Below are 26,419 nucleotides of genomic sequence, written 5' to 3'. Positions count from 1 at the left end.
GAGAAAGGCCCCGCGAGGAGGAGGGCGCACACCAGGGGAGGCCAGTGGGCAAACCCGCCCTGAAGCGTCGCGCCGGGGTTTCACCCCGGACCCCGACCAGGGGTTGTCCACCCCTGGACCCGGACCAGGGCCAGCCCTGGACCTTTGGTGCAAAAACCGCGCGATGCGCGGTTTTTGCAACAGGCCGACGCAAGACCAGCAACGGGCTTGCCCGTCAAGACCGCCGCGCTGATGTGTCTGCTGGAGGGGGCAGCGTCGCTGGCTCGGCTGGCAACACTGGCTTCGGGTCTTGCCACGGGCCCGTCGTAGAAACCGCGCGGAGCGCGGTTTCTACGCCCCCGGTCCAGGCCGCGCCTGGTCCGGGTCCAGGGGTGGACAACCCCTGGTCGGGTCCGGGGTGAAACCCCGGCGCAACGCCCCAGTTCACTCCAGCGCCCGACGCACGAGCAGCGCTCCGAGACGCTCGGCTGCGCGGCGGAGGGCTTCCTCGCGAGTTGCGTGAAACGCCGTGGGATCGTCCTGCCGCGCGGCGAATTCGCGCACGGTGACGTCGGGGCTGAGCCGCTCGGGGGGTGCGTCCTTTGTGCGACGCACGAAGGCGCGGCCGCGGAGTGTGAGTGTCACGGATCGCGCGAGCGGTGGGCCTTCGCGGGTCGCGACGCCCAGTGCGGCGCCGCCTTCTTCCACGCGCACGAGCTCGACGACGAGGGCTGGGCAGCGTGTGTCGGTGCGGGGGTCACAGGATGCGAGGAGCCCGCCGGCGGCGAGCTCGGCGCGCGCGCCGGCGACGACGCCCTCTTCGGCGGCGGCGGATGCGACCACTCCGGGTGCTGGCACGACGGCGAGGGGCCCTGCGTTCTCCGCGGAAGCGCCTACGAGTCGATAGCCGCACCCTGGCGCGAGGACGAGCCCTACGAGTGCAAGGACGAACCTCTTCACGACCGCTTCTCGATCTTGCGACGGAGCCGCGTGCGCCGTTTCTCGGCGGCTACGTCTGCTTCGCCTGTCCCGCGCTCGACGAGCGCGAGCGCTGCGGCGAACGATTTTACGTGGTGCTCGTAGAGCTTCGCGAGCTCGAGCCGGACGGAGGGGTCGTCGATCTCCTCGGCGAGGGCCTCGTAGTCGAGTAGCGCGCGCGCCTTGTCGCCGCGCGCCTTTGCGATGTCGCCGCGCGTCCGCTTTGCGAGCGCGCCGCCGCCCCGTGTGACGGCTGCTTCCGCTGTCTCTGCTGCGCGATCGAGCTCGCCTGCGCGACGCAGCGTCTTCGCCACGCCGGCGAGATCGGCACCGGGAAGCCCGCCGTGCATGGGCTCGCCGTAGAGCCCCACGAGGGCGACCATCGAGAGCACGTCGTGCTCGTTGTGCGTGACCACGCCGGAGAGCGCGCCTTCGTCCGACGTGCGCAGATAGTGCATGTAACAAGCGACCACGTCTGCGCCGCCGACGTCGCCTACGCGCTCGCGCCCGAGCACCTCGCTCTCGATGGCGGCGAGTGTGCGGCTCTTCAGCCGGTGCGCGTGGATGCGTCGCGCGACGTGCACGAGATCGAGGTGGGGCAGCTCTCGCGGCGGCGGCATGCGGTTCATCACGCAGCGCGCGCGGAGCAGCGGCATGTCGAACGCCTTGCCGTTGTACGTGACGATCATCGAGGCCTCGTCGAGCCTGCGCGCGAGCAGCTCCAGCATCGGCCCCTCCTCGCCGAGCCGCCGGAGCAAGGCTTGCTCCAGGATGAAGGCGCCCTGCGCCTCGTCGTAAAACGACATCCCGAGCAGAAACGCGACCGTGCCGGTGCCGCCTTGCAGCCCCGTGGTCTCGGTGTCGATGAAGAGCGCGCGCCGCACGTCGCAGATCGCGAGCGCGGGATCGAGCGCGAGTAGCGAGAGCAAGCCTGGCTCCGCGTCCCGTGCGGCCACGAGCGGCGCGCGGCCGACACGCGCGGCGGGCGGCGTGCGGTCACGACGCACGTAGAGGGGCCCGCGCGTGGTGTGCTCGACGAAAAACGGAAGCTCGGTGCGCGTGGGATCGGGCCGCGGCGCGGTGGGCGCGGCCTTGCCGATGATGCGGGCGATCCGATCCCGCAGCTCGTCGAGCGAAGGCTTTGACTTGAGCGCGGCCGCGGCGTTCTCGGGAACGGGGACGGGCTCGGGAGCGGAAGCGGGAGCGGGAGCGGGAGCGGAAGCGGGAGCGGCGGCGGGCGCAGGTGCGGCCCCGGGCATCGGCGGCAAGCGGGCGAGCTTGGATGCAAACGAGGCCATGCGCTGCCGGAGGCAGGCTGCCATGACCAACACTGAACATCAAGACAGGCACCGCAAGGGCACGGTCGCTTCCCGCAAGGGCACAGTCGCTTCCCACAAGGGCACGGTCGCTTCCCGCAAGGGCACGGTCGCTTCCCGCAAGGGCACGGTCGCTTCCCGCAAGGGCACGGTCGCTTCCCGCAAGGGCACAGTCACTCCCCGCAAGGGCACGGTCACTCCCCGCAAGGGCACAGTCGCTCCCCGCAAGGGCACGGTCGCTTCCCACAAGGGCACGGTCGCTCCCCACAAGGGCACGGTCGCTTCCCACAAGGGCACGGTCGTGTCCCGCAAGGGCGTGGTCATGTTCCGCAAGGGCGGGGTCATGTTCCGCGACGGCGGGATCGTGTCCCGCAAGGGCGTGGTCATGTTCCGCAAGGGCGGGGTCATGTTCCGCAAGGGCGGGGTCATGTTCCGCAAGGGCGGGATCATGTTCCGCAAGGGCGGGATCATGTTCCGCAAGGGCGGGATCATGTTCCGCAAGGGCGGGGTCGTGTTCCGCAAGGGCGGGGTCGTGTCCCGCAACGGCGGGGTCGTGTCCCGCAACGGCGGGGTCGTGTCCCGCAACGGCGGGGTCGCGTTCCGCAAGGGCGGGGTCGCGTTCCGCGAGGGTCGATCCGGCGTGCTCGACCCTCCTCGAACGCCTCCCCCGCCCTCGCTCCCGCCTCCGCTTGCGCTCCCGCCTCGGCCTCCGATCCCGCGTCCACCTCCCCAGCGCTCAGCGTTTGTGCGCCTCGACGAGGTAGCCGCGCGGGACGCCCGGCACGTGCGGCGGCGCGGCGGGGAACGGCCAGCGACCCCACGCGTTGCCGATCACGCTCGCATCCGTGACCTCGGGATGGAAGCCGTGCGCGGCAGCGAGGGAGCCGGGCTCGTCGCTCCCGAAGACCCACGGCGCGCCGAGCTCACGCATGTAGCGGAGCACAGGCTCGAGCGCGGCCGACGCGAGGAGCGCCTGGCCGACGACGTCGTAGAGCAGGACCGAGCCCTGAGCCGAGAGGCGACCGATTCGCTCGAAGAGGCGATGCACGACGCTCGCTTCGAGATACTGCAAGAGCCCTTCGACGAGCCAGGCCGTGGGCGCTCCTGGATCGAAGCCAGCAGTGACGAGCGCAGCAGGCCAGTCCTCGGCGAGGTTCACGACGAGCGCGTGACGTTCGCAGCGAGGCGCCGCGGATTGCAGCCCGCGCGCCTTGGCCTCGAGCATCGCGCGTTGATCGAGCTCGAACAGCCGCGCGTGATTGTGAAAGGGCAGCCGATACGCACGCGCGTCCATGCCGGCGGCGAGGATCACGAACTGCGCGATGCCTGCGTCCTGCGCGCGCAGGAGGGCGTCGTCGTAGTAGCGCGTGCGCACTTCGATGATCGGGATGGAAGCACCCGCGGCGGCGCGGTAGTCGCGCAGCGCGGCGCGCCCGGCGTCGCCAGCGAGGTCGTGCGCGAACGGATCTTCGAAGAGGCGATCGCTGCGGGTGGATTCCTCGGCCCGCATGGCGGCGACGATCAGAGCGGTGGTCTCGACAGGATGGTCCATGGCGCGGACCGTGCCGCGCTCAGGCCGTGAAGGATTGGATATTTTTGCCGCGCAGGGGCACGTGGTTCGGACGCGCGCATTCTCGCGCCAGATACGCGCGCGGGCTCATGCCGCTGAACGCGCGAAACTCGCGGATCCAGTGCGCCTGATCGAAGTAGCCGTGCTCGGCGGCGATCTCGGCGCCGCCCGCGTCGCGCGCGCTCTCCAGACGCCGCAGCGCCGCCTGGAAGCGTCGCACACGCCAGTAGGCCTTCGGCGCAAGCCCGACCTGCTCGCGGAAGCGCGCGATGAGCTGACGCGGCGAGAGCCCCGTGAGCGAGTTGACCTGCGCCACACTCGCGAGCCACGGGTCCTCGAACGCGCGCAGCGCCTCGACGACGGCAGGATGACGCGCGTGCGAGCTCCGCACGCGCTCACGCAAGCACCTCTCGAGCATCGCAAACCGTTCTCCGAGCGTGGCAACCGCAGCGAGCCGTTCACGCAGCTCACGCGCGCTCGGACCCCAGAGCGCATCGAGCGGAACCTGCATGCCTTCGAGATCACCAGCCGGAACGCCGAGAAAAGGAAACGCGCCGCCAGGCTTGAAGTGCACGCCCATGACGGCGTTCCGTGGTCTCGCGCCGATGGTCACGAAGCCAGCCGCGGCGCCGTTGAGCACAACGCCAGGGAAAGGCCCGAGCGGAGTCACGGCATCAGGCGCAAAGAACTCGAGGCAATCCGCATCGAGATTGATGATCAGATCGAGGCAGCCGGACGGAAGCGCGCGTTCACGGGCAGCAGGCGGAGGATCGCCATCGTAGTGCCAGAAGCAGTCCACGAACGCACCCAGCGGAGGCCCAGGGCGGTACATCGAAGACGGCATGAGGCGAAAGCGTGGCCCCGAAGGGACGCAGCGTCGAACACGTGACAGCCCCCCACTTCGCAGCCATCCTTCGCGCCGAAGTCCCTCATGTCCGGCGTCGTCTCCATCACCACCACCAAACGCCGCCGTTACCTCTGGTGCGCATGGTGGACAGGCGAGCCCACGCGCACGCCCTTCCGCAAGCCCGACGCCTTCTCCGGCGGCGCAAAAACACTCGAAGAAGCACGCAAGCAAGCCGAGCGTGCCGCAGGCCAGCCCCTCCGCGACATCGAGGCCATCTGGGCACGCGCCTGGATCCGCGTGCAAGCAGGCCAGGCGCCGTGGGTCGAGTCCAAGGCCCGCACCCAGCACGAAGAACCTCCGCCCCCAGATTCACGACAAAAACGTCGCAGATTCATCCCCTCGATCCCCGACCCCGACGTCTGCCCCTTCGAAGTCCTCGGCCTCCCAAAGACCGCCTCTCCCGACGACATCCGCCGCGCCTTCCGTCGCCTCGCCCTCGAAACACACCCCGATCAAGGCGGCACCGCAGCCGCCTTCATCCGCGTCACCTGGGCCCGCGACGAAGCCACGCTGCGCGCACGGCGGCTCTAACGGAGGCGTCGCGCTGGGGCGTTGCCCCAAACCCCACCCGGGGCTATCCGCCCCGGGACCCGGACCAGGGCCAGCCCTGGACCTTTGGTGGAAGAACTGCGCGATGCGCAGTTCTTCCAACGGGCCCGTCGCAAGACCTCGAAGGTACGTCTCTCGCTGGCGACGGGTCGTTGCCCGTCGAGCCGTCAGCGCTGCCGTCTTGGCTGGCAAGGTCGTCCGTGGTCTTGCCACTGGCTGTTCGATGAACTGCGCGGAGCGCAGTTCATCGACCCCGAGTCCAGCGCTTGCGCTGGTCCGGGTCCAGGGGTGGACAACCCCTGGTCGGGTCCGGGGTGAAACCCCGGCGCGACGCTGCCCTCGCTAGCTCTCCGCTGCTTTCGCGCGGATCTCGGCGAGCACCTCGTCGGCGCGCTGGATCGTTTGCTCCATCGTGCCGCTCGTGTCGATCACGTAGTCGGCCACCTTTACCTTCTCGGCGACGGGCATCTGTGCGCGGACGCGCGCGAGGGCGGCCTTCTCGTCGATGTTGTCGCGCGCCATCGTGCGCGTGACTTGCAGTGCCTCGGGTGCGCTCACGACGACGAGTGGGCGAAAGGCGTCCTGCATGCCGTTTTCCACGAGCAGCGTCGCCTCGTAACAGGCGAGTGGCTCGCCGCGCTGGGCGAGCTCTTGCGCGAGCACCATCGTCCTTGTGGCGATGCGTGGGTGCAGGATGCGGTTTAGTGCGCGACGCTTGTCCTCGTCGCCGAAGACGATGGCTCCGAGCTTGCCACGATCGAGCGTTCCGTCGGGGCGAAGCACGGCTTCGCCGAACAGTTTTACGATCTCGGTGAGGCCGCTCGTCCCTGGTGCGACGGCCTGACGCGCCACCACGTCTGCGTCGATCACTTGCACGCCTTGCTCGCGGAAGCGCGCGGCGACTGTGCTTTTGCCGCATGCGATCCCGCCTGTCAGGCCGAAGAAGATGAATGGCATTTCAGCCTCGCCCGAGCGCGGTCTCGATCGCTCGCTGCGCCTCTTCATCCGACATGGGTCGACCGAAGAGCAGCGACCCCAGCATGCCTGAGCTTGCTTCGAGGCGCGCGATCGAGCGTGCGAGGATCTCGTCGTGATCGAACGCGAGCGGGCCCGCCTCCTCGCCGTCGGCCGTGAGCATCACGCGACCACGCTCGTCCAGGCCGATGGAGAAGAACTTTGCGGCGCGCGCGTCGTCGCCTCCTTTGGCCTCGTCGCGCCGGTGGGCAGGGAGGATCGCGACGTGCGCGACGCTCACGACCCATCCGCGGGGATCACGGCCCGGCCGCGAGAACACGCCGAGCTCGACCATCGGCAGTTCTCGAATGCCTGTCTCCTCTACGAGCTCGCGCGCTGCGCTCTCGAGCACCGTCTCCGAGGGCTCGCAGAATCCGCCGGGGATCGCCCATCGCCCTGCGAATGGATCCTTGCCGCGCTGGATGAGCAGCACGGAGATGCGGCCCGCGTCGTCGAGCGAGAACGTCACGACGTCTGCGGTCAGGCTCGGCTTCGGGTATTCCTTGTTGCTCATCGGGTCACCTCCGCCGCTGTTGCGAGTTTTACGCCTGCGCGTCGCATCTCTTCGAGCGCCTGCTTGACGCCCTCCTCCGTGATGCCGGCGATCGCGTCGGTGACCAGCGTCGTCGCATACCCGCGCTGCGCGAGCCCGAGCGCCGCGGCCTTCACGCAGTAGTCCGTGGCGACGCCGAAGACGACGAACGAGAGCGGCTCGCCGAACTGAGCGGAGAGCGCCTTCACGAACGGGTCGGCGAGCGGATTCACGAAGAGGCTGTACACCTCCTTCTCGAAGTACACGCCCTGCGTCGCGCCGCGGATGACCTCGTCCACGATCGGCGCGATCGGCGCGTCGGCGACGTTTGGTAAGAAGCGGAAGCGCGGCGGCAGCGTGCCGTCGATCTTCAGCCAACCCGGCGTGCCCTTCACGCAATGGTCCGGGAAATTGGGCCGCTCCCCGTTTGGACCTGCGCGGCCGCTCGAGGCGAACTCCCACGCGTCCCACGCGTGCGAGTCGACGGATCCGAGGATCGGGATCCGCCGCTCGATCGCGTACGCGACGAGCTTCCGCATCACGTCGTTCGGCGATCCCTTCACGTAAAGCGCGCCCGTCGGCTCGCAGAAATCCCGCTGCACGTCCACGTCGACGAAGATCGTTCGCATGCTTCTTCCCTCCTATGTCGCCGCGCCGACGACCCGCGCGCGTACGTCCTCCACGAGCTCGAGCAGTCGCGTGGAGGGCACGGCGCGGAATGGCTCGTCCGTGCGCTCGGTGGGCGGCGGCGCCTCATCGAGCACGTGGAGCGCCTCCGGCAAACGCACTAGCTCCCGCGCGACCCGCGCGCGCACCACCTCGAGCCCCTCGGCCGGCTCCGTGCGCGCTCCTTCTTTCATGCGCGGCACGAGGAGCGCCTCGGGCTGCCCTTCGCCGAGCCCGCGCGGATCTTCGTCCGCGAGCGCGATCACGTCACGCGCGAGCACACCCGCGCCGTCCACGAAGCGGTAGACCTGGTGCGGCCCGGGGAACGTCCCCTTGCCCTCGGAGAACTTGCAGATCGGGACGGCCTTCCCCGCCTGCTCGATCTCGACGAGCTTGTACACGCCGCCGAGCGCGGGTGAGTCGATGCTCGCCACGAGATCCGTGCCCACGCCGTACAGATCGATCGGCGCGCCCGCGCGGCGCAGTGCTTCGATTTTGTACTCGTTGAGATCCCCCGACGCGACGATCTTCGCCGACGTGCACCCGGCCGCGTCGAGGATCGGGCGCACCGCGCGCGAGAGCTCGAGCAGATCCCCTGAGTCGAGCCGCACGCCCTTGAGTTTGTCCTTGGCGATGCGCGCGGCGCGCTCGGCGCCGCGGAGCGTGTCGTACGTGTCGATGAGCAGGATCGACGCGCTCGGGAACGTCGCGACGTAGTTCTCGAACGCCGCCTCCTCTGTCGGGTGCGCCATGGTCCAGATGTGCGCGGCCGTTCCCATCACCGGGATGCCGAAGCGCTTGCCGGCCTCCACGTTCGACGTGCCCACGAATCCCGCCCCGTATGCGTGGCGCGCCGCGTCGACGGCTGCCTCCGGGTGCGTGCGCCGCGTGCCGAACTCGATCACGCCCGCCGGGCCCGCCGCGCGCACGATGCGCGCCGCCTTCGACGCGATCATCGTCGCGTGGTTCAGGGCCGAGAGCAGGAACGTCTCGACGATCTGCGCCTCGATGATCGGCGCCGTGATCCGCACGAGCGGCTCGTTCGCGAACACCACCGTGCCCTCGCGGACGGCCGTGACGTCGCCGCGGAACCGGAAGCGCCGCAGGTACTCGACGAACGGCTCCGTCATCGCGTCGCGCAGCGCCGGGAGATCCCGCAGGTAGCGGATCTCGTCCTCCGTGAACGAGAGGTTCTCGAGGTAGCCGAGCAGCCGCTCGATCCCCATCGCGAGCAGGTAGCGCCGCCGCCGCGGCAGGCGGCGCACGAACATCTCGCACGTCGCGCGCCTGTCTTGCATGCCGCGGTGGAAGTAACCCGCGGCCATCGTGAGCTGGTAGAGATCGGTACGCAGTGCGTCCACGAGATCGGTGTTACGAGCACCGCCTCGTCAGGTCAATGCGCGTCCGGTCCCGGCGTCTTTGGCGCGTTCGCTGCGCGTCTGGACAGGCTCCACTCGAGCGCGGGCGGCGTGAACATCGTGGTGACGATGACCATCGCCACGACGGCCGAGAAGACTGCGCCGGAGACCACGGGCTTGCCGCCCACGGTGAGCGACTGGCCGATGTTCGCGAAGATGAGGCCGACCTCGCCGCGCGGGATCATGCCGATGCCCACGGTCAGCCGATCGACGCCCTTGCCGACACCGAGCGCGCATGCCTGCTTGCCGAGGATCGCCGCGAACGTGAGGGCCACCGCGAGCAGCGGCACGCCGGGCTGCGTGAAGGCGCCGAGGTCGGTGCGGAGGCCCATGAGCACGAAGAAGATCGGCACGAGGAACGACGAGATCGGCTGGATGAGATGCTCGAGCGTCGACTCGCCGCGCGTGGTGAAGTCGCGGAAGTGCATGTCTTCGAGCACGAGGCCCGCGGCGAAGGCGCCGACGATCGGGGCGAGGCCGATGAGGCCCGCGAGCCAGGCGAAGAAGAAGCAGAACGCGAGGCCGAGCGCGAGCAGGACGCCGCGGGCGCGCAGACGCGAGGCCACGGAGAAGAGGCGCCGGGAGATCTTCGCGCCGATCAGGAGCGAGCCGACGAGGAATGCGGCGGCCTTGCCGAACACGATGGCGATCTCGCCGTAGCTCATCGTGCCGCCGCGATCGGCTGCGCCGATGATGCCTGTGACGACCGCGAGGATGACGAGGCCGAGCACGTCGTCGATGACGGCCGCGCCGAGGATGATGCGCGCTTCTGGGGTCTGCGAGGCCCTGAGGTCCTGCAGCACGCGCGCGGTGATGCCGACGCTCGTCGCGGTGAGCGTCGCGCCGAGGAACGCGTGCACGTAGGGGCTCGCGTCGGGCAGGATCCACGCGCCGAGCAGCCAGCCGAGCGCGAAGGGCGCGACGACGCCGAGTGTGGCCACGAAGAAGCTCGTGACGCCCACCTTGAGCATCTGCGCGACCGTCGATTCGAGCCCGACCTCGAAGAGGAGCACGAGCACGCCGAGCCGCGAGAGCATGTCGATGCTCGCGTCCGTCTTCATCGGCTCGAGCGCTGTGAACCCGAGCGCGCCGAGGTTGCCGAGGAGCACGCCGGCGAGGAGCTCGCCGAGCACGGCGGGCTGCCCGACGCGGACTGCGAGATCGCCGCCGAGCTTGGCCGCGGCGAGGATCACCGCGAGGTAGAGGACGACGGTGCCGATCGGATCTGCGTGCGCGCCCCCATCGGAGCCGAACGCGATCGAGGGCAGGAGCGCGCCGAAGAGGACGGCGACGAGAAGGCCTTTTCTCAGCGGATGTTCCACAGTCTGCTGCGCGAATCCTTGCATCAACCGCATCGCGGTTGATGCACCTGAGGTCCAGGGCTGGCCCTGGTCCGGGTCCAGGGGTGGACAACCCCTGGTCGGGTCCGGGGTGAAACCCCGGCGCAACGCACGCTGTGGAAGAAGCACCCTCTCAGAGGATGTCGGACCATGGTGGCGAGGACGCGAACGCTGCGTGAATGAGGCCTACGTGGGAGTAGGCCTGGGGGAAATTACCCCACATCCGCAGGTTGCGGGTCTCGTAATCCTCCGAGAGCAGCCCCACCGGCGAGAGCGCGGATCGCGCGCGTTCGAGCACCTCGCGCGCCTCGGCTTTGCGGCCCACGGTCGCGAGCGCCTCGCAGAGCCAGAACGTGCAGATGATGAACGCGACGCTCGTCTCGCCGAACTCGTCGCCGCGATACCGCAGGAGCCAGCCGCCCTGGGACAATCGCTCCCGGATTGCGTCGATCGTCCCGTGCAGGCGCGGATCGTTCGGCGGCAGGAACCGCAAGGGCGCCATCTGCAACAGCGCCGCGTCGAGCTCCTCGCCGCCGTAGCTCGACACGAACGAGTTCAGGTCGGACCGCCATGCCTTCTCCACGATCTCGGCGCGGATGCGCTCGGCTGCGGCGCGGTAGTGGTTCGCCCGCGCGGGCCGGTGGCGCTCGGCGACGCGTGCCATGCGGTCGGCGGCGCAGAAGCACATGAGGCTCGAGAATGTCTGCGGACGCGCGTCCGAGCGGAACTCCCAGATCCCCGCGTCCGGCGTGCCCGCTACCTCGATCGCCTTCTGCGCGAGCCGCTCCAGCAGATCGAGCCCGTGCGTCGATCGTTCGGCCACAAAGCGATCGTCGAGGAAGACGGGCGCGAGCGCGAGGACCATCTCGCCGAACACGTCGTGCTGGACCTGCGTGGCCGCGGCGTTGCCGACGCGCACCGGCCCGTGCCCCTCGTAGCCTGGCCAGTCGTGGAGGATCGACTCTTCGAGGTCGGGCGTGCCGTCGACGCGATAGAGCGGGCCGAGCGAGAGCGAGGGCGCGGCGGAGGCGGCGATGTTGAAGAGGTACTGGATGAACTGCTCGCGCTCCTCGAAGTGCCCGAGCAGCCGGAACGCCGCGAGCGCGTAGTAGGCGTCGCGCAGCCAGCAGTAACGATAGTCCCAGTTGCGCCCGCTGCCCGGCGCCTCGGGGATGCTCGTCGTCATGGCCGCGACGATCGCGCCTGTGTCCTCGTAGCAATGCAGCTTGAGCGCGAGCGCGGAGCGGATGACCTCCTGCTGGAAGAGCGGCGGGATGTCGGCGTGCATGACCCAGCGCTCCCAGTAGCGCTGCGTTTGTCCGAGGAACTGCTCGCAGACCGTGGGGAGCGAGTCCTCGAGTGGCGGGCCCCAGGCGAGCACGAGGTGCTTCTTGCTGGTGAGCGCGAACGGGATGTCGGTCACGTACGAGAGCGGGATGTCCGTCGTCAGGCGCAGCGGCGCGGCGAAGCCTTCGTACCGGATGTGGTTCGATCCGATGAGCCTCCCGGGCGTGCCCTTGCTCCAGCCGAGCCGCGGCTCGCAGCGGACGCGCACGCGGGGCATGCCCTCGAGCGGCTCGACGATCCGCACGATCATCGTCGGCCGGAAGAACCTTTCATTCTGGAAGTAACGCGGCGCGAAATCGAGTACCCGGAAGGCGCCTTCCGGGGAGCGGAAGGTCGTCTCGAGGATGTTTGTGTTCGGAAGATATCGCTGCACTCCCGGCTCACCACCCGCCGGCCCGACCGTGAAGACCCCCCCCCCGCCCTGCTCGTCGAGCAGCGAGGAGAAGACCGGCTCGGCGTCGAAGCGCGGCAGGCAGCACCACACGATCGACCCCGTGCGGTCTATCAGCGCGGAATATTGGCAATTTCCGATGACGGCCAGATCTTCGAGTCGCACCGGTCAAGGATGGCGCGCCCGTCGTTGCCGCTCAAAAGAAAAACCGTCGGAGCAAAAAACGATCGTCCAAGGGAACCTTCGCCCGTTTCGTTCCGACGGGTCGTCCGACGCCGCCGCGCGATCTCGGCGCGGTGCACCCTTCGACGATCTCGATCGACGGGGCGAGGTGGGCTAGCGTGGCTCGCTCGGCGGAAAGGGAATCGGCTCGGTCATGAGCGCTGCACCCAGCGAAAAGAGCGAAAAGAAGAAGCAGAAGGCGGACAAGTCCGAGAAGCTCGGCGAGGTCCTGGATTTCATGCGCCTGCTCTGGGCCGTGGATCACGCCCTGCAGTCGATGTCGAAGCGCATGGAGGCGTCGCTCGGCGTCACGGGCCCGCAACGCCTCGTGATCCGGATCGTGGGGCGCTTCCCGAGCATCTCGGCGGGCGAGCTCGCGAGCGTGCTGCACATCCACCCGAGCACGCTCACGGGGATCCTGAAGCGCCTCGAAGGGCGCGGCATCATCGGCCGCAAGCCCGATCCGGACGACGCGCGGCGCGCGCTCTTCGAGTTGACGGCGCGCGGGCGCGAGCTCGACGGGCTGAAGCTCGGAACCGTGGAGGCCACCGTGCGGCGCTCGCTGTCGAAGCTTCCGCCGCGGAAGGTCGGCGCGGCCCGCGACGTGCTCGGCTCGCTCGCGTTGGCCCTCCTCAACGAGAAAGAGTAGCCGCATGCGAGAGCTCCGCGTCGCGATCGTCCTCTCGATGCTCCTCGCCGGCTGCGGCGGAGACGATGTGGACACCACGCCCTTGCCCGACGACGGGAGGTTCCGCCCGCCGGCGAGCGGCGAACGCACGACCGAGGCCGAGGCGTGCAATGCGCTCGTCGACGCTCACAGCGATCGGATGCTCTCGCTCGGCTGCGCGGGCACGTCGCGCACGTGCCCGGGATTCCTCCGCGCGGAGTTCGCCGCCGAGTGCTTGCAGTACGACAAGGGCAGCGTCGACGGCTGCCTCGAGTTCTACGCGTCGAAGACGACGTGCGACGATCTCAAGGTGGCGCTCGACGGCTGCGTGATCACGGCCTACGCGGGCACGACGCCGGCAGGCTGCCCGTAGCTCGTCATCGCTTTCCTTCCACGAACGATCGCATCGCGCCGACGCCCTTGCTCGCGCCCCGCATGTTCTCCGTGTTGAGCAAGCTCGCGGGCAGCGGCAGCCGCGGCAGCAGGAAGACCTCGAGCTCGAGCTCGGTGCGCGCCTCGTCGATCGAGCGCAGGCGCCACACCGCGTGGAAGTCCTTCACGTTGCCTTCCAGCATCGAGACCTCGTAGGTCTCGATGCCCCCCGCCGCGCCGACGAGCTTGCGCACGGCCATGCGCGCCCAGAAGCGCGCGGCCCCGTGCAGCGCGGTGACCTCCATGTAGATCTCGCGATCGCCGCTCTTCGTGCGGCCGAGGATCTTCGAGCGGCTGTAGTGCGGCATGAAGCGCGCGTAGTCGCCGAACGCGAGCACGCGCGCGCGCACGGACTCGATCGGCGCCGCGACGATCACCTTCGCGCGCCCTCGCACGAGGTTGGATCCCGGGATCGGGACCGCGACCGTCATCGGATCCGCCGCCGTCGGACCCGCCCCCCGCGCAGGCTCCGCGCGCGCCTCCCCGCCCCCGAGGACCCCCACGAGCCCCAGCGCCCCGAGCCACCGGAGGCGCCCCCCGCCGCGCATTCGATGCTGCATGAATCGATTGTGGTCCAACAATCACATTGGCGCACATTTGTGGTGTGTGAACGTACGGATCCGTTGCCAGCGTGCGGCGTGGCCTTGAATAAGTAACATCACATACTGATGCGAATCATGGCCGGAGGTCCTGGCGAGGCGCGCGGCGTGCGCGCGCCCGCGCCCCGGATCGCCGGTGCTTGCTCGAGGGGGGGAAACGTTATGGCTCGGATATCCTTGATGTTCTGGTGTGGGCTCGGGGCGGCGCTCGGGGCCCTCGGCTGCGGAAGCGACGAACCGGTGGAGCCGCCCGGGACGAAGCCGCCCGAGCCGCCGGTGACGGTCGACGCGGGGCCCGGCGGCGAGGAGGCGGCGTGCGCGCCGCTCGGCGGGACCGTGGTGGTGAGCCAGGAGGACGGCATCACGCCCTCGCTCCTCTGGGCGAACGGCAGCTACCTCATCGCGTGGCAGACGCGCACGGGTGGGACGGAGGAGGTGCGGGTCGCGCGGATCGGCACGGACGGCAGTGTGTCGCCCGCGCACGTCGTGGCCACGCTCGTCGGCTCGCACGCGCTGCCCACGCTGCAGGCGACGAGCAGCGGACCGATGGTGACGTGGGAGGACACGGGGCCGTCCGGGCTCGTGATCCAGGCGCACGCGCTCGGCGCGGACGGGACGCCGACAGGGCAGCCCCTCCAGCTCGGCACGAGCGACGCGTCGGAAGCACGCCCCGCGACGGCGCCGATGGCGGGAGGCATCGCGGTGGCGTGGATGGAGACGCCGGGCGCGCGTCTCGGGCTCGTGAGCGGCGGAGGCATGAGCTCGACGACGGCGCTGCCCGGGGCGCGTTTTCCGGCGCTCGCGAGCCGAGGCAACGAGCTCGCCGTGGCGTGGAGCACGGGCGCCGAGCTCTCGGTCGCGCGGACGACGGGCATGCCCGGCGGATCGGTCACGGGCACGGTGGTGCGCACGGGCGCGGGCGAGGCGCGGCTGCCGAGCGTGGCGATCGACGCGAGCGGCGCGTCGCTCGTCGCCTGGGAGGACACGCGCGAGGGGAGCGAGCGGATCTACCTCACGCGCGTCTCCCCGAGCGGCGCGAAGGAGGGCGAGGTGCGCGTCGAGGACGCGGAGGGCAGCGCGAACTGGCCCGCCGTGGCCGTCATGGGCGAGCGCGCGGCCGTCGCGTACTACCAGTTCCAGGAGGGTCCGTCCTCGATCTTCCTGTCGGTCTTCGGGCCGGGGCTCGCGCGCGACGGCGGCACGCTCCGCGTCTCGGGCAAAAACGCGCGCTTCCCGGCGGTCGCGTTCACGGGCAGCGAGCTCGGCGTGGCGTGGGCGGAGAAGGACGCGGGGATCCGGATGCGTCGGGTCGCCTGCGATTGACGCGGTCCGGCGCAGTGCCCGAGCGAACGAGCGCGCCCCGCGCGAGCAGACGATGCCGCGCGCCCGCCTGAAAACCGCGCGGCGGGGGCGGGCGCGCCTCATGCACCAGCGGACGTCGTGACCATGGTGATCACGCTCGTGGCGCTTCTTCTGTGCACGTTGGTGGTCGTGGCTTACGCGACGCGCGTCGCCCGCTCGGGACGGGCGGGGCACCCGCGCCTCGGGCCCTCGCCCGGCAGCGCGCTCCTGCCCGGCTGGCTCGTCGAGGCCTTTTACTGGGCGATGCACGCGCCGGGACGGGCGCTCATCGCGCTGCACGTCTCCCCGGACGCATGCACGTACGCCTCGCTCGTGTTCTGCTGCGCGAGCCTGCCGCTCGCGGCGACGGGCCGCTTCGCCGAGGCCGCGGCCGTGATCATCGTGGGCTCGGTGCTCGATGCCCTGGACGGCATGGTGGCGCGCGCGCGCGGCGTGGCGTCGCCGTCGGGCGCGGTGCTCGACTCGTTCGTCGATCGCATCGCGGACGCGGCGCCCTTCATCGGCCTCGCGATCTACTACCGGCACAACGTCCTCTCGCTCGTCATCCCGCTCGCGGCGATGGTGGCTTCGTCGCTCGTGAGCTACGCGCGGGCGAAGGCCGATCAGCACAAGCTCGTGCTGCCGAATGGCCTCATGCGCAGGCACGAGCGCGTCGTGTACCTGTCGGCGTCGCTGCTCCTCGGACCGCTCGTCCCGTACACGAACGCGCTCGGCGGCATCCCTCGCCCGCTCACGCTCGCGGGCGTGTGCCTCGTGGCGGTCGTGGGCACGGTCGCGTCGATCGTGCTCGTCGCGAGGACACGCGCGGCGCTGCGGGATCCCCAGCTCGCCGCGTCGAAGAAGACGCGCAAATCGCTCGCGCGGAAGGGCGAAGGCGCGCGGGGCCCGCTCCCCGTCGAGCACTGAGGCGAGCCATGCTGGCGCGAGTGCGCGCGCTCTTTGAGCGCTCTCCCTTCCTGCCATCGCTCCCCTGGATCGGATACGCGGCGCTCGTCGCGGCCCTCGATCGGCCTCGCGTGGACCTCCTCCTCGTCGCGGCCGTCGCCACGATCGCAGCCTGCGGCGGCGCGCGCGCGCGTCGCTGCTACGTCGGCGCGATCCCGGCCCTCACGCTCTTCGTCCTGTACGACGCGCTCCGTTACCTGTGGCCCGTCAGCGTCTCGGCATCGCGTGTCCTCGGATGCGAGCTACGCGACGTGGAGCTCGCGCTCTTCGGCGTGGGCGTTCACGGCGCGATCGTCACGCCAAACGAGTGGCTCGCGGGCCTCGCGAGCCCCGCGCTCGATCTGCTCTGCGCCCTGCCCTACGGCGCGTACCTCGGCATCATGGCGACGCAGTACACCTACCTCTGCGTGAAGAAGCCCGCCGAGGCGCGACGCTTCGCGGAGCTCGCGCTCGGCACGCACCTCGTCGGGTTCGCCACGTACCTGCTCGTGCCCGCGGCGCCGCCCTGGTACGTGGCCACGCATGGCTGCGCGATCGATCTCGCGGCGCGCGGCTCGCCGGCCGCGCTCACGCGCGTCGATGCGTCGCTCGGGTACGGCTACTTCGCCTCGCTCTACGGGCACGGCGCCGTGGTCTTCGGCGCGCTCCCCTCGCTCCACGTCACGTATCCGCTCTATGGCCTGATCGCGACGTACCGCACGGCGAGCGCGCCCTCGCGCGCCTTGCAGATCGCTTACGCCCTCGTGATGCCGTTCGCCGCGATCTACCTCGGGCACCACTACGTGATCGACGTCGTGCTCGGCCTCGCGTACGTGGCGATCGTCTACAGCCTCTCCCTCGCGCTCGGCGAGGCCTCGACGCGTCAGCGAGCCTTCGACTGGCCCGTCGCCGACTTGTCCGGCTCCCAGAGCACCTCGCCCGTGCCGAGGTGGAGCGCCACGAAGCGGCTCCACACGAAGAGCGCGTCGCTCAGGCGGTTCAGGTAGGTCACGGCGAGCGGATCGACCTCCGTTTGTCGGGCGAGCGACACACAAAGCCGCTCGGCGCGCCGGCACACCGTCCGGCAGACGTGGAGATCCGTGTTCGCGCGCGATCCGCCCGGCAGCACGAACGAGCGCAGGATCGGCAGCTCTTCCTGGCAGCGATCCATCTCGGCCTCGAGCCGCTCCACGTCCGCGGCCGTCACCCGCGGCTGCTTCGGATGCACGTCCTCGGGCAGCGTCGCGAGCAGCGAACCCAGGTTGAAGAGCTCGTGCTGGACCCGGCAGAGCGAATCGGCGAGCTCCCCGAGCGGCGCCGCGCTCTCGGGGCGCGCCGCGCCGGCAGCGACCCCCTCCAGGATCGACTGCCGGGCCGCGCCGACGAACGCGTTCAGCTCGTCGACCGTGCCGTAGGCCTCGATCCGCGCGTCGTCCTTGGGGACCCGCTGCCCGCCGACGAGGCCCGTATCGCCGGTGTCGCCCTTCTTCGTGTAGACCCGGTTGATGGTGACCCGCGGCTTGTTGAACGTGCGGGCGCCCTCCGTGGGGGCCTTGTCCTCCGGCTTCGACTCGTCCGCCATGGTCCGGCCGTCCTAGGACGCCGGGGCAGCACGGTCAAGCCGAGAGGTTTCGGCGCTCGGGCGAGTTGACGATCGTGCTTGTAGGGTGGGAGAGTCCCGCGCCATGCGAACGAGCCTCCGTCCCCTCCCGAGCACCACGCAGCGCGTCGCGACGATCCTCGCGCGCTTCGCGGCCGCGGCCTCCCTCGCCGCGACCTTCGTCGCGTGCGGCCCGCCGCCGGCGCCCGCGAAGCCGCCGGAGAGCGCGGAAGAGCGCGCCGAGAAGTCCAAGATCGAGAACGCCAAGAGCCTCATGGAGAAGGCTGACGAGGCCTACAACGCGAAGGACTTCGACGAGGCGCGCAAGCTGCTCGGCCAGGCGAAGGACCTGAACGTCGAGTCGCTGAGCTACCAGATCGCCGAGCAGCTCGAGAAGGTCGACAAGCGCCACGCCAAGCTCTGGGCGAACGAGGTCGAGCCGTCGTTGAAGGAAGGCGACTGCAAGGGCGCGTTCGGCGAGCTCGCGGGCCCGATGCGTGATCTCGAGAGCGAGGTCTTCGTCCGCGAGCTGCGGCGGCTCATCGGCGCGCAGGCCCTCGCGTGCGTGCAGTCGCGGATCGACGAGGCCACGACGGCGGGCAAGTACGCCGCGGCGCGCGCGCTCGTCGGCTCGGAGGACACGAAGACGGTGCTCGGCGGCGCGGCGCAGAAGAAGCTCGTGACCGAGGTCGACACCACGATCTTCGAGGCGAAGAAGGCCGAGCTCGACGAGCCGCTCAAGGCCAAGCGCTGGGCGGACGCGCTCGCGAAGATCGACGAGGCCCAGAAGAGCGGCGACATCGGCGACGAGGGCGCGAAGGGCCTGCTCGGCGTGGTGCGCGCGGCAATCACGCCCGAGGCCGCGGGGATGGCGGCGCGGGCCGTGGGCCAGGGCCGCGAGGCGCCGAAGGCGCTCGAGGACGTCGATCGGCTCATCAAGCTCGCGCGCTGGGAGCTCCCGGGCGCGGACGGGGCGCCCGTCGCCAAGGACAAGGCGGCGCCGGAGGTCGTGGCGAAGAAGCGCCAGGCGCTCGCGGTCTGGGTCGAGGCCCAGCGCGTGAAGATGAAGCCCGGCAAGAAGGCCGAGAAGCGCTGGGCGCACGGCAAGGTCGCGGTCCTGCCCGCGGCGAAGAGCGACGCGCCGTCGAAGCGCGACCTCGCGCCCGCGACCGAGGTGTGGATCCTCGGACAAACCAAGGACCTCGCGCTCGTCACGGACGTCGATCCGGCGGGCGCCTCGCTCGACGTGCAGCTCGAGCGCGCCGTCGGCTGGGCGCCGATCGCGCGGCTCGCCGCGAAGAACACGACCGACTGGATCCCGCCGGACGATCAGCTCGTCGGCACGCGCGTCTGGGCGCCGCTGCGCCCGGGTGAGGCGAACCTCGAGCTCGGCATGGTTTCGGCCGTGAAGGGGCAAGACGTCACGGTCAAGCGCCTCGCGGACGACAAGGAGATCCAGGTCAAGCGCGGCACGCTGCGCCTCGGCCGCCTCCTGCCGGGCGCGAAGCTCGTCGCGTTCTGCCAGGCGAAGACGCAGATCGTCACGCTGGAGGAGGTCCTGCCCGATCAGCGCACGGTGAAGCTCGTGTGCGAGGGCGGCCTGCGCAAGGACGAGGTCCTGCCCGGCCTGCGCGCGCGCCCCGAGGACCTGCCCGCGCCCAAGTGAGCAAGGACCCGCCGCGTGCCGAGGGAGGCTCCGCGAGCCACGCTTGACGGCACTCCGTCCCCGAACGACGAACTCATCCCCGCCCAGCGAGGAGCCGCATGCCGACGACCTACACCGATCTGATCGCCGAGGTCCGCAAGACCATCTCGACCGTGACTCTGGAGGAGATCAAGCGCCGCATCGAGGCCCGCGAGCCGATGGTGCTCGTCGACGTGCGCGAGAAAGAGGAGAACCGCGCGGGCTACATCCCGGGGGCCATCAGCGTCCCGCGTGGCTTCCTCGAGATGCAGATCGAGCAGAAGGTCCCCGACAAGAACGCGCCGGTGGTCCTCTACTGCGCGGGCGGCACGCGCTCGGCGCTCGCCGCGAAGTCGCTCGTCGATCTCGGCTACACGCGCGTCGAGAGCGCGAACCCCGGCTTCGTGCGCTGGAAGGATCTCGGGTATCCGATGGAGACCCCGCCCCAGCTCACGGACGCGCAGCGGGATCGCTACTCGCGCCACCTGCTCCTGCCCGAGGTCGGCGAGGTCGGCCAGGCCAAGCTCCTCGCGTCGAAGATCCTCCTCCTCGGCGCCGGCGGCCTCGGCAGCCCCGCCGCGCTCTACCTCGCCGCGGCGGGCGTCGGCACGATCGGGCTCGTCGACGCCGATGTCGTCGACGCTTCGAACCTGCAGCGCCAGATCATGCACGCCACCTCGCGCGTCGGCATGCCCAAGGTCGAGAGCGGCGAGAAGACGATCCGCGATCTCAACCCCGACGTGAAGGTCGTGAAGTTCGAGGAGCGGCTCACGAGCGACAACGTCGAGCGCATCTTCCGCGACTTCGACATCATCGTGGACGGCTGCGACAACTTCCCCACGCGTTACCTCGTGAACGACGCCTCCGTGTGGATGAAGAAGCCCGTCGTGCACGGCTCGATCTTCCGCTTCGAGGGCCAGGTCACGACCTTCCACCCCGCAGCCGGCGGACCTTGTTATCGCTGCCTCTACCCCGAGCCGCCGCCGCCGCACCTCGCGCCGAGCTGCCAGGAGGCCGGCGTCCTCGGCGTCCTGCCGGGCCTCGTGGGCACGGTCCAGGCGACCGAGGCGATCAAGCTCGTGCTCGGCCAGGGGAGCCCCCTCGTCGGCCGCCTGCTCACCTACGATTCGCTGCGCATGAAGTTCGGCGAGCTCAAGCTGCGCAAGGACAAGACCTGCCCCGTCTGCGGCCCCGCCCCGACGATCACGAGCTACGTCGACTACGAGTTCTTCTGCAACATCGGCTGATCACGCATACGAGGCGACGACGTCCTTCGACGGACGCTCGATCGCCTCGATCCGGCTCGTCACGAGCTGCCGGCTCGCGTCGACGGCCGTCGCAAACCAGATCGCGTCGCCCACGTTGGGTTGGTCGATGCGCGGGATCACCGCGCCGTTCGGAAACAGCCGCACGCCCCCTTCGAGCTTGAGCGAGACCGCGATGTGCGCCGGGACGAACCTCCCCGTCCGCCTGTCCCGCACCGCGACGCAGACCCCGTCGCGCATGTGGTACTCCGTGTTTCGCGTGACGTAGACGCAGTGCCTTCGACGCTCGACGCCAGGGTATCCCATCTCGGTTTCGCTCCTCGCACGCGACCCTCGCAAACACCGCGCGCGAGGGCCAAGTTCGTGCGTGCAGGCGCACGAAACCGCCGAAGCACGGAAGCGCCCCGACGCGCAAGTTCCCTCGCGATCGTGCAGGTTTTTCGATCCCGGCGCGCGTGATCTCTACGATCCGTCGCCGATGGCAAAAAGCCCTCCTCGTCCGCTTCCCGGCCTCGCCAAGGCAGGCCCGGGGCCCCTCGTCCGGCGCAGACAGCTCGATCTCGTCGCCGCAGAGGACGGCCTCGTCCGTGCCATGGTCGACGGCGCGGACATCGTGAGTGAGGGCATGCCCCGCGCCGAAGGAGACGGCGTCGTCTACTACGGCTCGACGAGCGTGCTTTTGCTCCCGCGCTCCCGCGGTGGCACGCTGCCCGATCCCGATCTCGCGTCCATGGCGGCGCTGCTCGCGTGTGATCCGCACCTCAAGCTCCGCGCGCTCCGCATCGCGCGCAGGGAGGCGTGTACACGTGTGCAGGGGGAGCTCGGACCCTTGCGCGCTGAAATCGACGTGCGCGTGTCTCCCGCAGGCGTCGCGGTACTGGTCGATGTCGTCGCCGTCGTTCATGCCTCCGCCGCCAGTGGCGCATCGCGCTAAACTCGCCCCCTCGCTCCTCGCACCCTGCCCTGCGCCATGAACAACAAAGAACGCCGCGACCCCGACGCCAACAAGGTCATCCACGTGATCTTCGGGCCGGGCGGTGGACGCGTGGCCGAGCCTCCGAAGCGCCTGCCCGATCCTGCCCCGTCGGGTTTGCCCGCGGAGCTGCCCGTGCCGCAGACGCGCGAGCCCGTGAGCGACATGTTCACCGGCGCCGAGGTTTCTCGCCTCCTCGGCATCTCCGCGGGCCGCCTGCGATCCCTCGATCGCGCTGGGATCGTCTCGCCGAGCGGCCGCCGCAAGGGCCGACGCGCGTACACGTTCTCGGACGTGATCGCGCTCCGCGCCGCGCGGGATCTGCTCGCGCGCAAGGTGCGCCTGCGCGACGTCGCGCGCGCGGTCGACAACATCCGCGGCGCACTGCCGAAGGTCACGCGACCGCTGGCCGAGCTGCGCATCGTCTCCGATGGTCAGCGTGTCGTCGTGAAGAGCGCGGCGGGCACGTTCGAACCGCTCACCGGGCAGATGGTGCTCGACTTCGACGTGAAGTCTTTGCGCGACGACGTCGTGCGCGTCCTGCGCCCGATGGTCGGACGTGATCGTGCGAAGACCGCGTACGAGATCTACGTGCGCGCCAGCCAGCTCGACGAGAACCCGCAGACGATGACCGAGGCGGAGGAGCTCTACCGCCGCGCGCTCGAGATCGATCCGTGGCTCGCAATCGCGTACACGAACCTCGGCAACATCTGCTTCCGCCGCGGCGACGAGGGGCAGGCCGAGTCGCTTTATCGTCGCGCGCTCGAGATCGATCGCAAGCAACCCGAGGCGCAGTACAACCTCGGTTACGTCATGCTCGAGCGCGGACACGCGGCCGCGGCGGTCGAGTTTTTCCGCGGCGCGATCGAGAGTGATCCGCGCTTCGCGGACGCGTACTTCAACCTCGCGATGGCGTACGAGCAGGTCGGCGAGAGCGGGAAGGCGCGGCCGTGCTGGCGCAAGTACCTGGAGATCGAACCCACGGGCACGTGGGCCGAAATCGCGCGCCGACATCTCTAGCCCCGACAGCCGATCGCTTCCCGCTCTCCTTTGCATCGACCGCATCGCGGTTGATGCACCTGAGGTCCAGGGCTGGCCCTGGTCCGGGTCCAGGGGTGGACAACCCCTGGTCGGGTCCGGGGTGAAACCCCGGCGCCGCGCTGCCGAACCCCCGCGCTACTTCTGCTCGCGAATCTTCGGTGGGTGATCGAGCTTCACCGTCTGGTGATCGCCCGGCGAAAGATTGACGCTCATCGTCCGATCGCCCTCGGCCGGATCGAGGAACGTCACGTCGTGGCTCCCCGCCTTCACGCGGTAGTTCGTCAGCGGCGTCTTCCCGATCGGCTTACCGTCGAGCACCACGTCTTGTGGAGGATCGGAGAGGATGTCCAGCGTCCCCGAGTCCTCCACGACTTCGTCGCCCGGCGGCTCCTCGACCTTCGGGGCGGTTTGGCCGGCCGCTGTTTCGGGGCCGGCTGCGGCCTCGGAGGCTCCCCCGCAGCCGAGCGCGCCTCCTCCGGCGAGCGCGAAGATCATGGAAAACGCAAGGATAGTGCGGATCGGCGAACGCTCCTCGGTCGTCATGACGGCCCATCGTAGCAGCCGCGCAGCCCCGGCCGCCGACGGATCCTGTTCGTCTCGTCTGGATCCGTTTGCCCGTCCTTCCCCATTTTGCGGCATACTCCCTCGCCATGATCGAGCACACGACGGGCGAGCCGCGCATGGCAAATGGATTTGGACCCGGTGGGGGCGGATTGCCGCCGCCCGCACCACCCCCGGGCGGGGCACCGCCTTCGGGAGGTGACAACTTCGGCGGCGGCGGTCCGCCTGGCGGCTTCGGCGGTGGCCCGCCCGGCGGCTACGGTCCTCCTCCCGGCGCGCCTCCCGGCGGCTACGGCGGCCCTCCCGGCGGTGGACCTCCGGGCGGCGGCGGCTTCGGCGGGCCCCCCGGCGGGCCTCCCGGCGGCGCGCCTCCCGGCGGCGGTTATGGTCCTCCTCCCGGCGGCGGGTATGGCCCTCCTCCCGGCGGCAACTTCGGCGGGCCTCCGATGGGCGGGCCTCCGATGGGTGGGCCTCCGATGGGCGGACCTCCCATGGGGATGCCCGTGCTCCCGCAGCAGAAGAAGGGCCCGAACGTGGGCCTCATCATTGGCCTCGGCTGCGGCGGCCTGTTCCTCCTCGGCATCATCGGCGTCGTCGGCTTCATGTGGTACGCGGCCAAGAAGACGACCGAGGCGATCGCCGCGATCCCGCTCGACTCCGCGAACCCGGACGGCCCGAAGCTCGGCGATCTCAGCGACCTCGCCAAGCCCCCGAAGGCCGGTGATCTCAAGGCCGAGCTCAAGGATCTCCGCAACTACAAGGCCGAGTACGGCAGCACGATCCACTTCGTGGGCGAGATCCACAACACGGGCAAGGATCCGCTCGGCTTCCCGAACATCAAGGTGACGTTCTACGACGACGCGAACACCGCGATCGACAGCGGCACCTGCTCGAGCCTCATCCGCGAGCTCGCGCCGGGCGAGAAGGTCCCCTGCACGTTCTCGCTCTACAAGACGACGAAGTGGGCGTCGTACAAGACCGAGGCAAACCCGATGCGCCCGCTCTTCACGGGCAAGGCCGCGAAGCTCAAGATCTCGGACACCAAGTTCACGGCCAAGAAGGGCTTCAACCCCCACCAGGTCGAAGGCAAGATCACGAACGAGAGCGCGTTCAAGGCGAAGAGCGTGTGGGCGCTCGTCTCGCTCTACGACAAGGAAGGCAAGATCTGCGGCGCGGATCAGGCCCTCGTCGCCGGCAACGATCTCGACGCCAGCGCGGGCGGCATCTTCACGGCGAAGATCTACAACGTCGCCGCTCCGCCCGACACCTTCCGCGTCCTCGCCGTCGGCTACAGCGAGTGATCTCATGAGCGACGTCGGCTCCGCGCGCCGCGCGAAGGAACAACTGAAGAACGACATCGGCGCAGAGCCCTTCTGCGCCGGCGTCGGCGTCGAGCGCGAAGACGGCATCGGGTTCGTCGTGCGCGTGAGTGTTCGCCCCGGAACGCTCGCCGAGGCAAAGGCCCGCGTGCCCGCTCGCGTCGGCGACGTCGTCGTCAAGCTCGTCGAGACCGACTAGCGCCTCGGACGTCCGCCGCCCCGCGCGGACGTTCGTCTCGTCCCCTCCCCTCGATCCATTCGCATCTTTTGCGCGCGCGTTTCGTGCCCGAATCGGCGGCCCACGCGCGTCAAAGCGTGTAAGCTTCACGCTTCGTGAACGCGCTCAACCTCTCCCGGAGGCTCGCTTCCCGCATCGTCGAGGGTCTCAAGGGTCGAGGCCGGATCCTCGTCGTCAAGGGCGGCACCGCCGCGCTCGTCCGCGCCGTGGACGACGCCATGTCCGGCTACGTCGAGCCGCTCGCCGAGCGCGCGCTTCGCGCGCAAGCGCTCGCCGAAGACCCGGCCACACGCGAGGCCCTCTCGCGACTCACGGGCCGCGTCGCGCAGGCGCTGCTCGCCTCCGAGCACCTCGAAGACGTCTTCGCGGATCGCAGCGTCGTCGAGCGCGAAGTGCTCGACGCAGCTCGCACCGCGCTGCACGAGGCGAGCGCCTCGCAGGACGAAGCGGTCGTGCGCGTCGAGCTCGATCTGCTCGGGTACGTCGCCGCCACCGCGGGCAAACGCGCGCGGGCCTCGTCCCTCGTGGTGGCGCTCGAACGCGCAGGGCTCGTCGCAGGCGCGCGGCTCGACAGCTACGATCCAGCCTCGCGCGAGGCCGTCTTCGTGCCCGAGCCGCCGGCAAACCCGGACTTGCACCTCGAGCTGGAAGAGGCCGTCGCAGACGAGCTCTGCGCGCTCGTCGAGCAAGGCGCGGTGGAGCTGCCGACGCTCGAGCGCACAGCGCAGCTCAGGCACGAGGTCAGCCCATCGGAGCGCGCACGGCTGACGCGCCTCATCGATCGCGCGGCCACACGCACGCTGCGTCGCACGGGCAACGCAGCGCGGTGGGACATCCCGGACGGCCGCAGCGTGCGTGTCGTCTACACGCCGCTCTCGGAGCAGGACGCGCGCGACATCGACGTGCACGTCTCGGCCTTCGCAGCCGAGGTGGAAGCCTTGCTCGCGGACGCGGGCGCGCCGCTCGTCACGGCCATATCCGCAGCTGCCCCCGCGCCTGCCGAGCCTGCCCGCGCAGAGCCGCGCGGAAAAGCCGCAGCGCGCCCGGAGCCGCCCACGCTGGTGCATCACGCGAACGGCAACGGCGCCGCGCTGCCCGTCGAGGAGCCTGTCGAGGAGGCCGCGCCGTCCGAGCCCGCGCCGAAGCCGGCGCGCGCGCGCGCCACGACAAAGCGCTCGCCGCGCGCGAGCTCGCGCACCCCCGCAGCCACGCGCGCAGCAGCCGCACGGACGACGACGAAGAAGCGCACGCCGGCGAAGCGCACGACGAAAGCCGGCGCGGCAGAAGAAGGCACGCGCAAGAAGGCAGCAAAGGCCACGACGAAGAAGCGCGCGCTGCCAGCCACGACGACGAAGACACGCACGACGAAGAAGCGCTGAGCGGGTCCTGCACAGCGTAGCGCCGGGGTTTCACCCCGGACCCGACCAGGGGTTGTCCACCCCTGGACCCGGACCAGGGCCAGCCCTGGACCTCTGGGCATCGACTGCGCGAAGCGCAGTCGATGCGGGGAAAGTTTTTTAAGCTG

The 26,419-nt window shown here is 70.1% G+C and carries 27 protein-coding genes and 1 pseudogene; 13 read left to right on the top strand and 15 right to left on the bottom strand.

Annotation, left to right across the window (positions count from 1 at the left end):
• Positions 1-423: 423 nt before the first annotated feature.
• The 5 genes from QHF85_RS45980 to QHF85_RS45960 form a co-directional block, all read right to left on the bottom strand.
• Complete coding sequence (locus QHF85_RS45980) at positions 424-837, bottom strand: hypothetical protein (protein ID WP_281333867.1); 414 nt, start codon at positions 835-837, stop codon at positions 424-426.
• A gap of 98 nt (positions 838-935) precedes the next feature.
• Positions 936-2,279, bottom strand: a complete 1,344-nt coding sequence (locus tag QHF85_RS45975) for a ribonuclease H-like domain-containing protein (protein WP_281333866.1) — start codon at positions 2,277-2,279, stop codon at positions 936-938.
• 15 nt (positions 2,280-2,294) lie between these two features.
• Positions 2,295-2,765: a hypothetical protein gene (locus QHF85_RS45970; protein WP_281333865.1), complete on the bottom strand. Its 471-nt coding sequence runs from the start codon at positions 2,763-2,765 to the stop codon at positions 2,295-2,297.
• Positions 2,766-3,009: 244 nt separating this feature from the next.
• A complete protein-coding gene (locus QHF85_RS45965) occupies positions 3,010-3,825 on the bottom strand; it encodes an SAM-dependent methyltransferase (RefSeq protein ID WP_281333864.1) in 816 nt (271 codons plus the stop codon).
• 19 nt (positions 3,826-3,844) lie between these two features.
• Positions 3,845-4,687 (bottom strand): helix-turn-helix domain-containing protein, encoded by an 843-nt coding sequence (locus QHF85_RS45960; RefSeq protein WP_281333863.1) that lies wholly within the window; start codon positions 4,685-4,687, stop codon positions 3,845-3,847.
• A gap of 87 nt (positions 4,688-4,774) precedes the next feature.
• On the opposite strand from QHF85_RS45960, the gene QHF85_RS45955 reads away from it, so the two are divergent.
• Complete coding sequence (locus tag QHF85_RS45955) at positions 4,775-5,281, top strand: DnaJ domain-containing protein (RefSeq protein WP_281333862.1); 507 nt, start codon at positions 4,775-4,777, stop codon at positions 5,279-5,281.
• Between the two features lie 360 nt (positions 5,282-5,641).
• Here the strand turns inward: QHF85_RS45955 and coaE are convergent, their stop codons facing one another.
• The 6 genes from coaE to QHF85_RS45925 form a co-directional block, all read right to left on the bottom strand.
• Positions 5,642-6,256, bottom strand: coding sequence for a dephospho-CoA kinase (coaE, locus tag QHF85_RS45950; protein ID WP_281333861.1), 615 nt, complete (start codon positions 6,254-6,256; stop codon positions 5,642-5,644).
• 1 nt (position 6,257) lies between these two features.
• Positions 6,258-6,827, bottom strand: coding sequence for an NUDIX hydrolase (locus QHF85_RS45945; RefSeq protein WP_281333860.1), 570 nt, complete (start codon positions 6,825-6,827; stop codon positions 6,258-6,260).
• Entirely contained in the window at positions 6,824-7,474 is a 651-nt protein-coding gene (locus QHF85_RS45940) for an isochorismatase family protein (RefSeq protein WP_281333859.1), read from the bottom strand. The genes QHF85_RS45945 and QHF85_RS45940 overlap by 4 nt, the downstream gene beginning before the upstream one ends.
• Before the next feature lie 12 nt (positions 7,475-7,486).
• Positions 7,487-8,872, bottom strand: coding sequence for a nicotinate phosphoribosyltransferase (locus tag QHF85_RS45935; protein WP_281333858.1), 1,386 nt, complete (start codon positions 8,870-8,872; stop codon positions 7,487-7,489).
• A gap of 32 nt (positions 8,873-8,904) precedes the next feature.
• Positions 8,905-10,251: a cation:proton antiporter gene (locus tag QHF85_RS45930; protein WP_281333857.1), complete on the bottom strand. Its 1,347-nt coding sequence runs from the start codon at positions 10,249-10,251 to the stop codon at positions 8,905-8,907.
• Positions 10,252-10,402: 151 nt separating this feature from the next.
• Positions 10,403-12,172 carry a glycoside hydrolase family 15 protein gene (locus QHF85_RS45925; RefSeq protein WP_281333856.1) on the bottom strand — a complete coding sequence of 590 codons (1,770 nt, stop codon included), beginning with the start codon at positions 12,170-12,172 and terminating at the stop codon, positions 10,403-10,405.
• Positions 12,173-12,383: 211 nt separating this feature from the next.
• Here QHF85_RS45925 and QHF85_RS45920 point away from each other — a divergent pair, with 211 nt between their 5' ends.
• A complete protein-coding gene (locus QHF85_RS45920; RefSeq protein ID WP_281333855.1) occupies positions 12,384-12,878 on the top strand; it encodes a MarR family transcriptional regulator in 495 nt (164 codons plus the stop codon).
• Positions 12,879-12,882: 4 nt separating this feature from the next.
• On the top strand, positions 12,883-13,269 hold the full coding sequence (locus QHF85_RS45915) for a hypothetical protein (protein ID WP_281333854.1): 387 nt from the start codon (positions 12,883-12,885) through the stop codon (positions 13,267-13,269).
• 4 nt (positions 13,270-13,273) lie between these two features.
• On the opposite strand, the gene QHF85_RS45910 is transcribed toward QHF85_RS45915, so the two are convergent.
• On the bottom strand, positions 13,274-13,888 hold the full coding sequence (locus QHF85_RS45910) for an SRPBCC family protein (protein ID WP_281333853.1): 615 nt from the start codon (positions 13,886-13,888) through the stop codon (positions 13,274-13,276).
• A 201-nt stretch (positions 13,889-14,089) separates the two neighbouring features.
• On the opposite strand from QHF85_RS45910, the gene QHF85_RS45905 reads away from it, so the two are divergent.
• From QHF85_RS45905 to QHF85_RS45895, 3 genes and pseudogenes are all read left to right on the top strand, one after another.
• On the top strand, positions 14,090-15,250 hold the full coding sequence (locus tag QHF85_RS45905) for a hypothetical protein (RefSeq protein WP_281333852.1): 1,161 nt from the start codon (positions 14,090-14,092) through the stop codon (positions 15,248-15,250).
• Positions 15,251-15,373: 123 nt separating this feature from the next.
• On the top strand, positions 15,374-16,195 hold the full coding sequence (locus QHF85_RS45900; RefSeq protein WP_281333851.1) for a CDP-alcohol phosphatidyltransferase family protein: 822 nt from the start codon (positions 15,374-15,376) through the stop codon (positions 16,193-16,195).
• A gap of 8 nt (positions 16,196-16,203) precedes the next feature.
• Positions 16,204-17,052, top strand: a pseudogene (locus QHF85_RS45895) (phosphatase PAP2 family protein); the annotation flags it as partial.
• 44 nt (positions 17,053-17,096) lie between these two features.
• Here QHF85_RS45895 and QHF85_RS45890 read toward each other — a convergent pair.
• Positions 17,097-17,795, bottom strand: a complete 699-nt coding sequence (locus QHF85_RS45890; RefSeq protein ID WP_281333850.1) for a cob(I)yrinic acid a,c-diamide adenosyltransferase — start codon at positions 17,793-17,795, stop codon at positions 17,097-17,099.
• A gap of 103 nt (positions 17,796-17,898) precedes the next feature.
• Between QHF85_RS45890 and QHF85_RS45885 the strand changes: the two genes are divergently transcribed.
• Complete coding sequence (locus tag QHF85_RS45885) at positions 17,899-19,479, top strand: hypothetical protein (protein WP_281333849.1); 1,581 nt, start codon at positions 17,899-17,901, stop codon at positions 19,477-19,479.
• A gap of 98 nt (positions 19,480-19,577) precedes the next feature.
• A complete protein-coding gene (gene moeB, locus QHF85_RS45880; protein WP_281333848.1) occupies positions 19,578-20,744 on the top strand; it encodes a molybdopterin-synthase adenylyltransferase MoeB in 1,167 nt (388 codons plus the stop codon).
• Here the strand turns inward: moeB and QHF85_RS45875 are convergent, their stop codons facing one another.
• Positions 20,745-21,068 (bottom strand): hypothetical protein, encoded by a 324-nt coding sequence (locus QHF85_RS45875; protein WP_281333847.1) that lies wholly within the window; start codon positions 21,066-21,068, stop codon positions 20,745-20,747. It abuts the gene before it with no gap.
• Between the two features lie 172 nt (positions 21,069-21,240).
• Between QHF85_RS45875 and QHF85_RS45870 the strand changes: the two genes are divergently transcribed.
• Both QHF85_RS45870 and QHF85_RS45865 read left to right on the top strand, forming a co-directional pair.
• On the top strand, positions 21,241-21,696 hold the full coding sequence (locus QHF85_RS45870) for a hypothetical protein (RefSeq protein WP_281333846.1): 456 nt from the start codon (positions 21,241-21,243) through the stop codon (positions 21,694-21,696).
• A gap of 36 nt (positions 21,697-21,732) precedes the next feature.
• Complete coding sequence (locus tag QHF85_RS45865; RefSeq protein WP_281333845.1) at positions 21,733-22,755, top strand: tetratricopeptide repeat protein; 1,023 nt, start codon at positions 21,733-21,735, stop codon at positions 22,753-22,755.
• 156 nt (positions 22,756-22,911) lie between these two features.
• Here the strand turns inward: QHF85_RS45865 and QHF85_RS45860 are convergent, their stop codons facing one another.
• Positions 22,912-23,319: a PEGA domain-containing protein gene (locus QHF85_RS45860; RefSeq protein WP_281333844.1), complete on the bottom strand. Its 408-nt coding sequence runs from the start codon at positions 23,317-23,319 to the stop codon at positions 22,912-22,914.
• A 107-nt stretch (positions 23,320-23,426) separates the two neighbouring features.
• Here QHF85_RS45860 and QHF85_RS45855 point away from each other — a divergent pair, with 107 nt between their 5' ends.
• From QHF85_RS45855 to QHF85_RS45845, 3 genes are all read left to right on the top strand, one after another.
• Entirely contained in the window at positions 23,427-24,638 is a 1,212-nt protein-coding gene (locus QHF85_RS45855; protein WP_281333843.1) for an FxLYD domain-containing protein, read from the top strand.
• 4 nt (positions 24,639-24,642) lie between these two features.
• Positions 24,643-24,855 (top strand): hypothetical protein, encoded by a 213-nt coding sequence (locus tag QHF85_RS45850; protein WP_272423214.1) that lies wholly within the window; start codon positions 24,643-24,645, stop codon positions 24,853-24,855.
• Positions 24,856-24,989: 134 nt separating this feature from the next.
• On the top strand, positions 24,990-26,273 hold the full coding sequence (locus tag QHF85_RS45845; RefSeq protein ID WP_281333842.1) for a hypothetical protein: 1,284 nt from the start codon (positions 24,990-24,992) through the stop codon (positions 26,271-26,273).
• Positions 26,274-26,419: the final 146 nt, after the last annotated feature.

It is taken from the genome of Polyangium sp. 6x1 (assembly GCF_029946515.1).
Lineage (GTDB): Bacteria > Myxococcota_A > Polyangia > Polyangiales > Polyangiaceae > Polyangium.
Note: the sequence above shows the minus strand (reverse complement) of the source record. Positions and strands in the feature narration are given on the sequence as shown.

Excerpts from the sequence above, each read along its gene's own strand:
- QHF85_RS45885 (WP_281333849.1), top strand. The coding sequence starts at position 17,899 with ATGCGAACGAGCCTCCGTCCCCTCCCGAGCACCACGCAGCGCGTCGCG.
- QHF85_RS45860 (WP_281333844.1), bottom strand. The coding sequence starts at position 23,319 with ATGACGACCGAGGAGCGTTCGCCGATCCGCACTATCCTTGCGTTTTCC.
- QHF85_RS45940 (WP_281333859.1), bottom strand. The coding sequence starts at position 7,474 with ATGCGAACGATCTTCGTCGACGTGGACGTGCAGCGGGATTTCTGCGAG.
- QHF85_RS45850 (WP_272423214.1), top strand. The coding sequence starts at position 24,643 with ATGAGCGACGTCGGCTCCGCGCGCCGCGCGAAGGAACAACTGAAGAAC.
- QHF85_RS45965 (WP_281333864.1), bottom strand. The coding sequence starts at position 3,825 with ATGGACCATCCTGTCGAGACCACCGCTCTGATCGTCGCCGCCATGCGG.
- QHF85_RS45855 (WP_281333843.1), top strand. The coding sequence starts at position 23,427 with ATGATCGAGCACACGACGGGCGAGCCGCGCATGGCAAATGGATTTGGA.
- QHF85_RS45945 (WP_281333860.1), bottom strand. The coding sequence starts at position 6,827 with ATGAGCAACAAGGAATACCCGAAGCCGAGCCTGACCGCAGACGTCGTG.
- moeB (WP_281333848.1), top strand. The coding sequence starts at position 19,578 with ATGCCGACGACCTACACCGATCTGATCGCCGAGGTCCGCAAGACCATC.
- QHF85_RS45975 (WP_281333866.1), bottom strand. The coding sequence starts at position 2,279 with ATGGCAGCCTGCCTCCGGCAGCGCATGGCCTCGTTTGCATCCAAGCTC.
- QHF85_RS45915 (WP_281333854.1), top strand. The coding sequence starts at position 12,883 with ATGCGAGAGCTCCGCGTCGCGATCGTCCTCTCGATGCTCCTCGCCGGC.
- QHF85_RS45900 (WP_281333851.1), top strand. The coding sequence starts at position 15,374 with ATGGTGATCACGCTCGTGGCGCTTCTTCTGTGCACGTTGGTGGTCGTG.
- QHF85_RS45960 (WP_281333863.1), bottom strand. The coding sequence starts at position 4,687 with ATGCCGTCTTCGATGTACCGCCCTGGGCCTCCGCTGGGTGCGTTCGTG.
- QHF85_RS45970 (WP_281333865.1), bottom strand. The coding sequence starts at position 2,765 with ATGATCCCGCCCTTGCGGAACATGATCCCGCCCTTGCGGAACATGATC.
- QHF85_RS45865 (WP_281333845.1), top strand. The coding sequence starts at position 21,733 with ATGAACAACAAAGAACGCCGCGACCCCGACGCCAACAAGGTCATCCAC.
- QHF85_RS45875 (WP_281333847.1), bottom strand. The coding sequence starts at position 21,068 with ATGGGATACCCTGGCGTCGAGCGTCGAAGGCACTGCGTCTACGTCACG.
- QHF85_RS45905 (WP_281333852.1), top strand. The coding sequence starts at position 14,090 with ATGGCTCGGATATCCTTGATGTTCTGGTGTGGGCTCGGGGCGGCGCTC.
- coaE (WP_281333861.1), bottom strand. The coding sequence starts at position 6,256 with ATGCCATTCATCTTCTTCGGCCTGACAGGCGGGATCGCATGCGGCAAA.
- QHF85_RS45920 (WP_281333855.1), top strand. The coding sequence starts at position 12,384 with ATGAGCGCTGCACCCAGCGAAAAGAGCGAAAAGAAGAAGCAGAAGGCG.
- QHF85_RS45870 (WP_281333846.1), top strand. The coding sequence starts at position 21,241 with ATGGCAAAAAGCCCTCCTCGTCCGCTTCCCGGCCTCGCCAAGGCAGGC.
- QHF85_RS45890 (WP_281333850.1), bottom strand. The coding sequence starts at position 17,795 with ATGGCGGACGAGTCGAAGCCGGAGGACAAGGCCCCCACGGAGGGCGCC.
- QHF85_RS45955 (WP_281333862.1), top strand. The coding sequence starts at position 4,775 with ATGTCCGGCGTCGTCTCCATCACCACCACCAAACGCCGCCGTTACCTC.
- QHF85_RS45910 (WP_281333853.1), bottom strand. The coding sequence starts at position 13,888 with ATGCAGCATCGAATGCGCGGCGGGGGGCGCCTCCGGTGGCTCGGGGCG.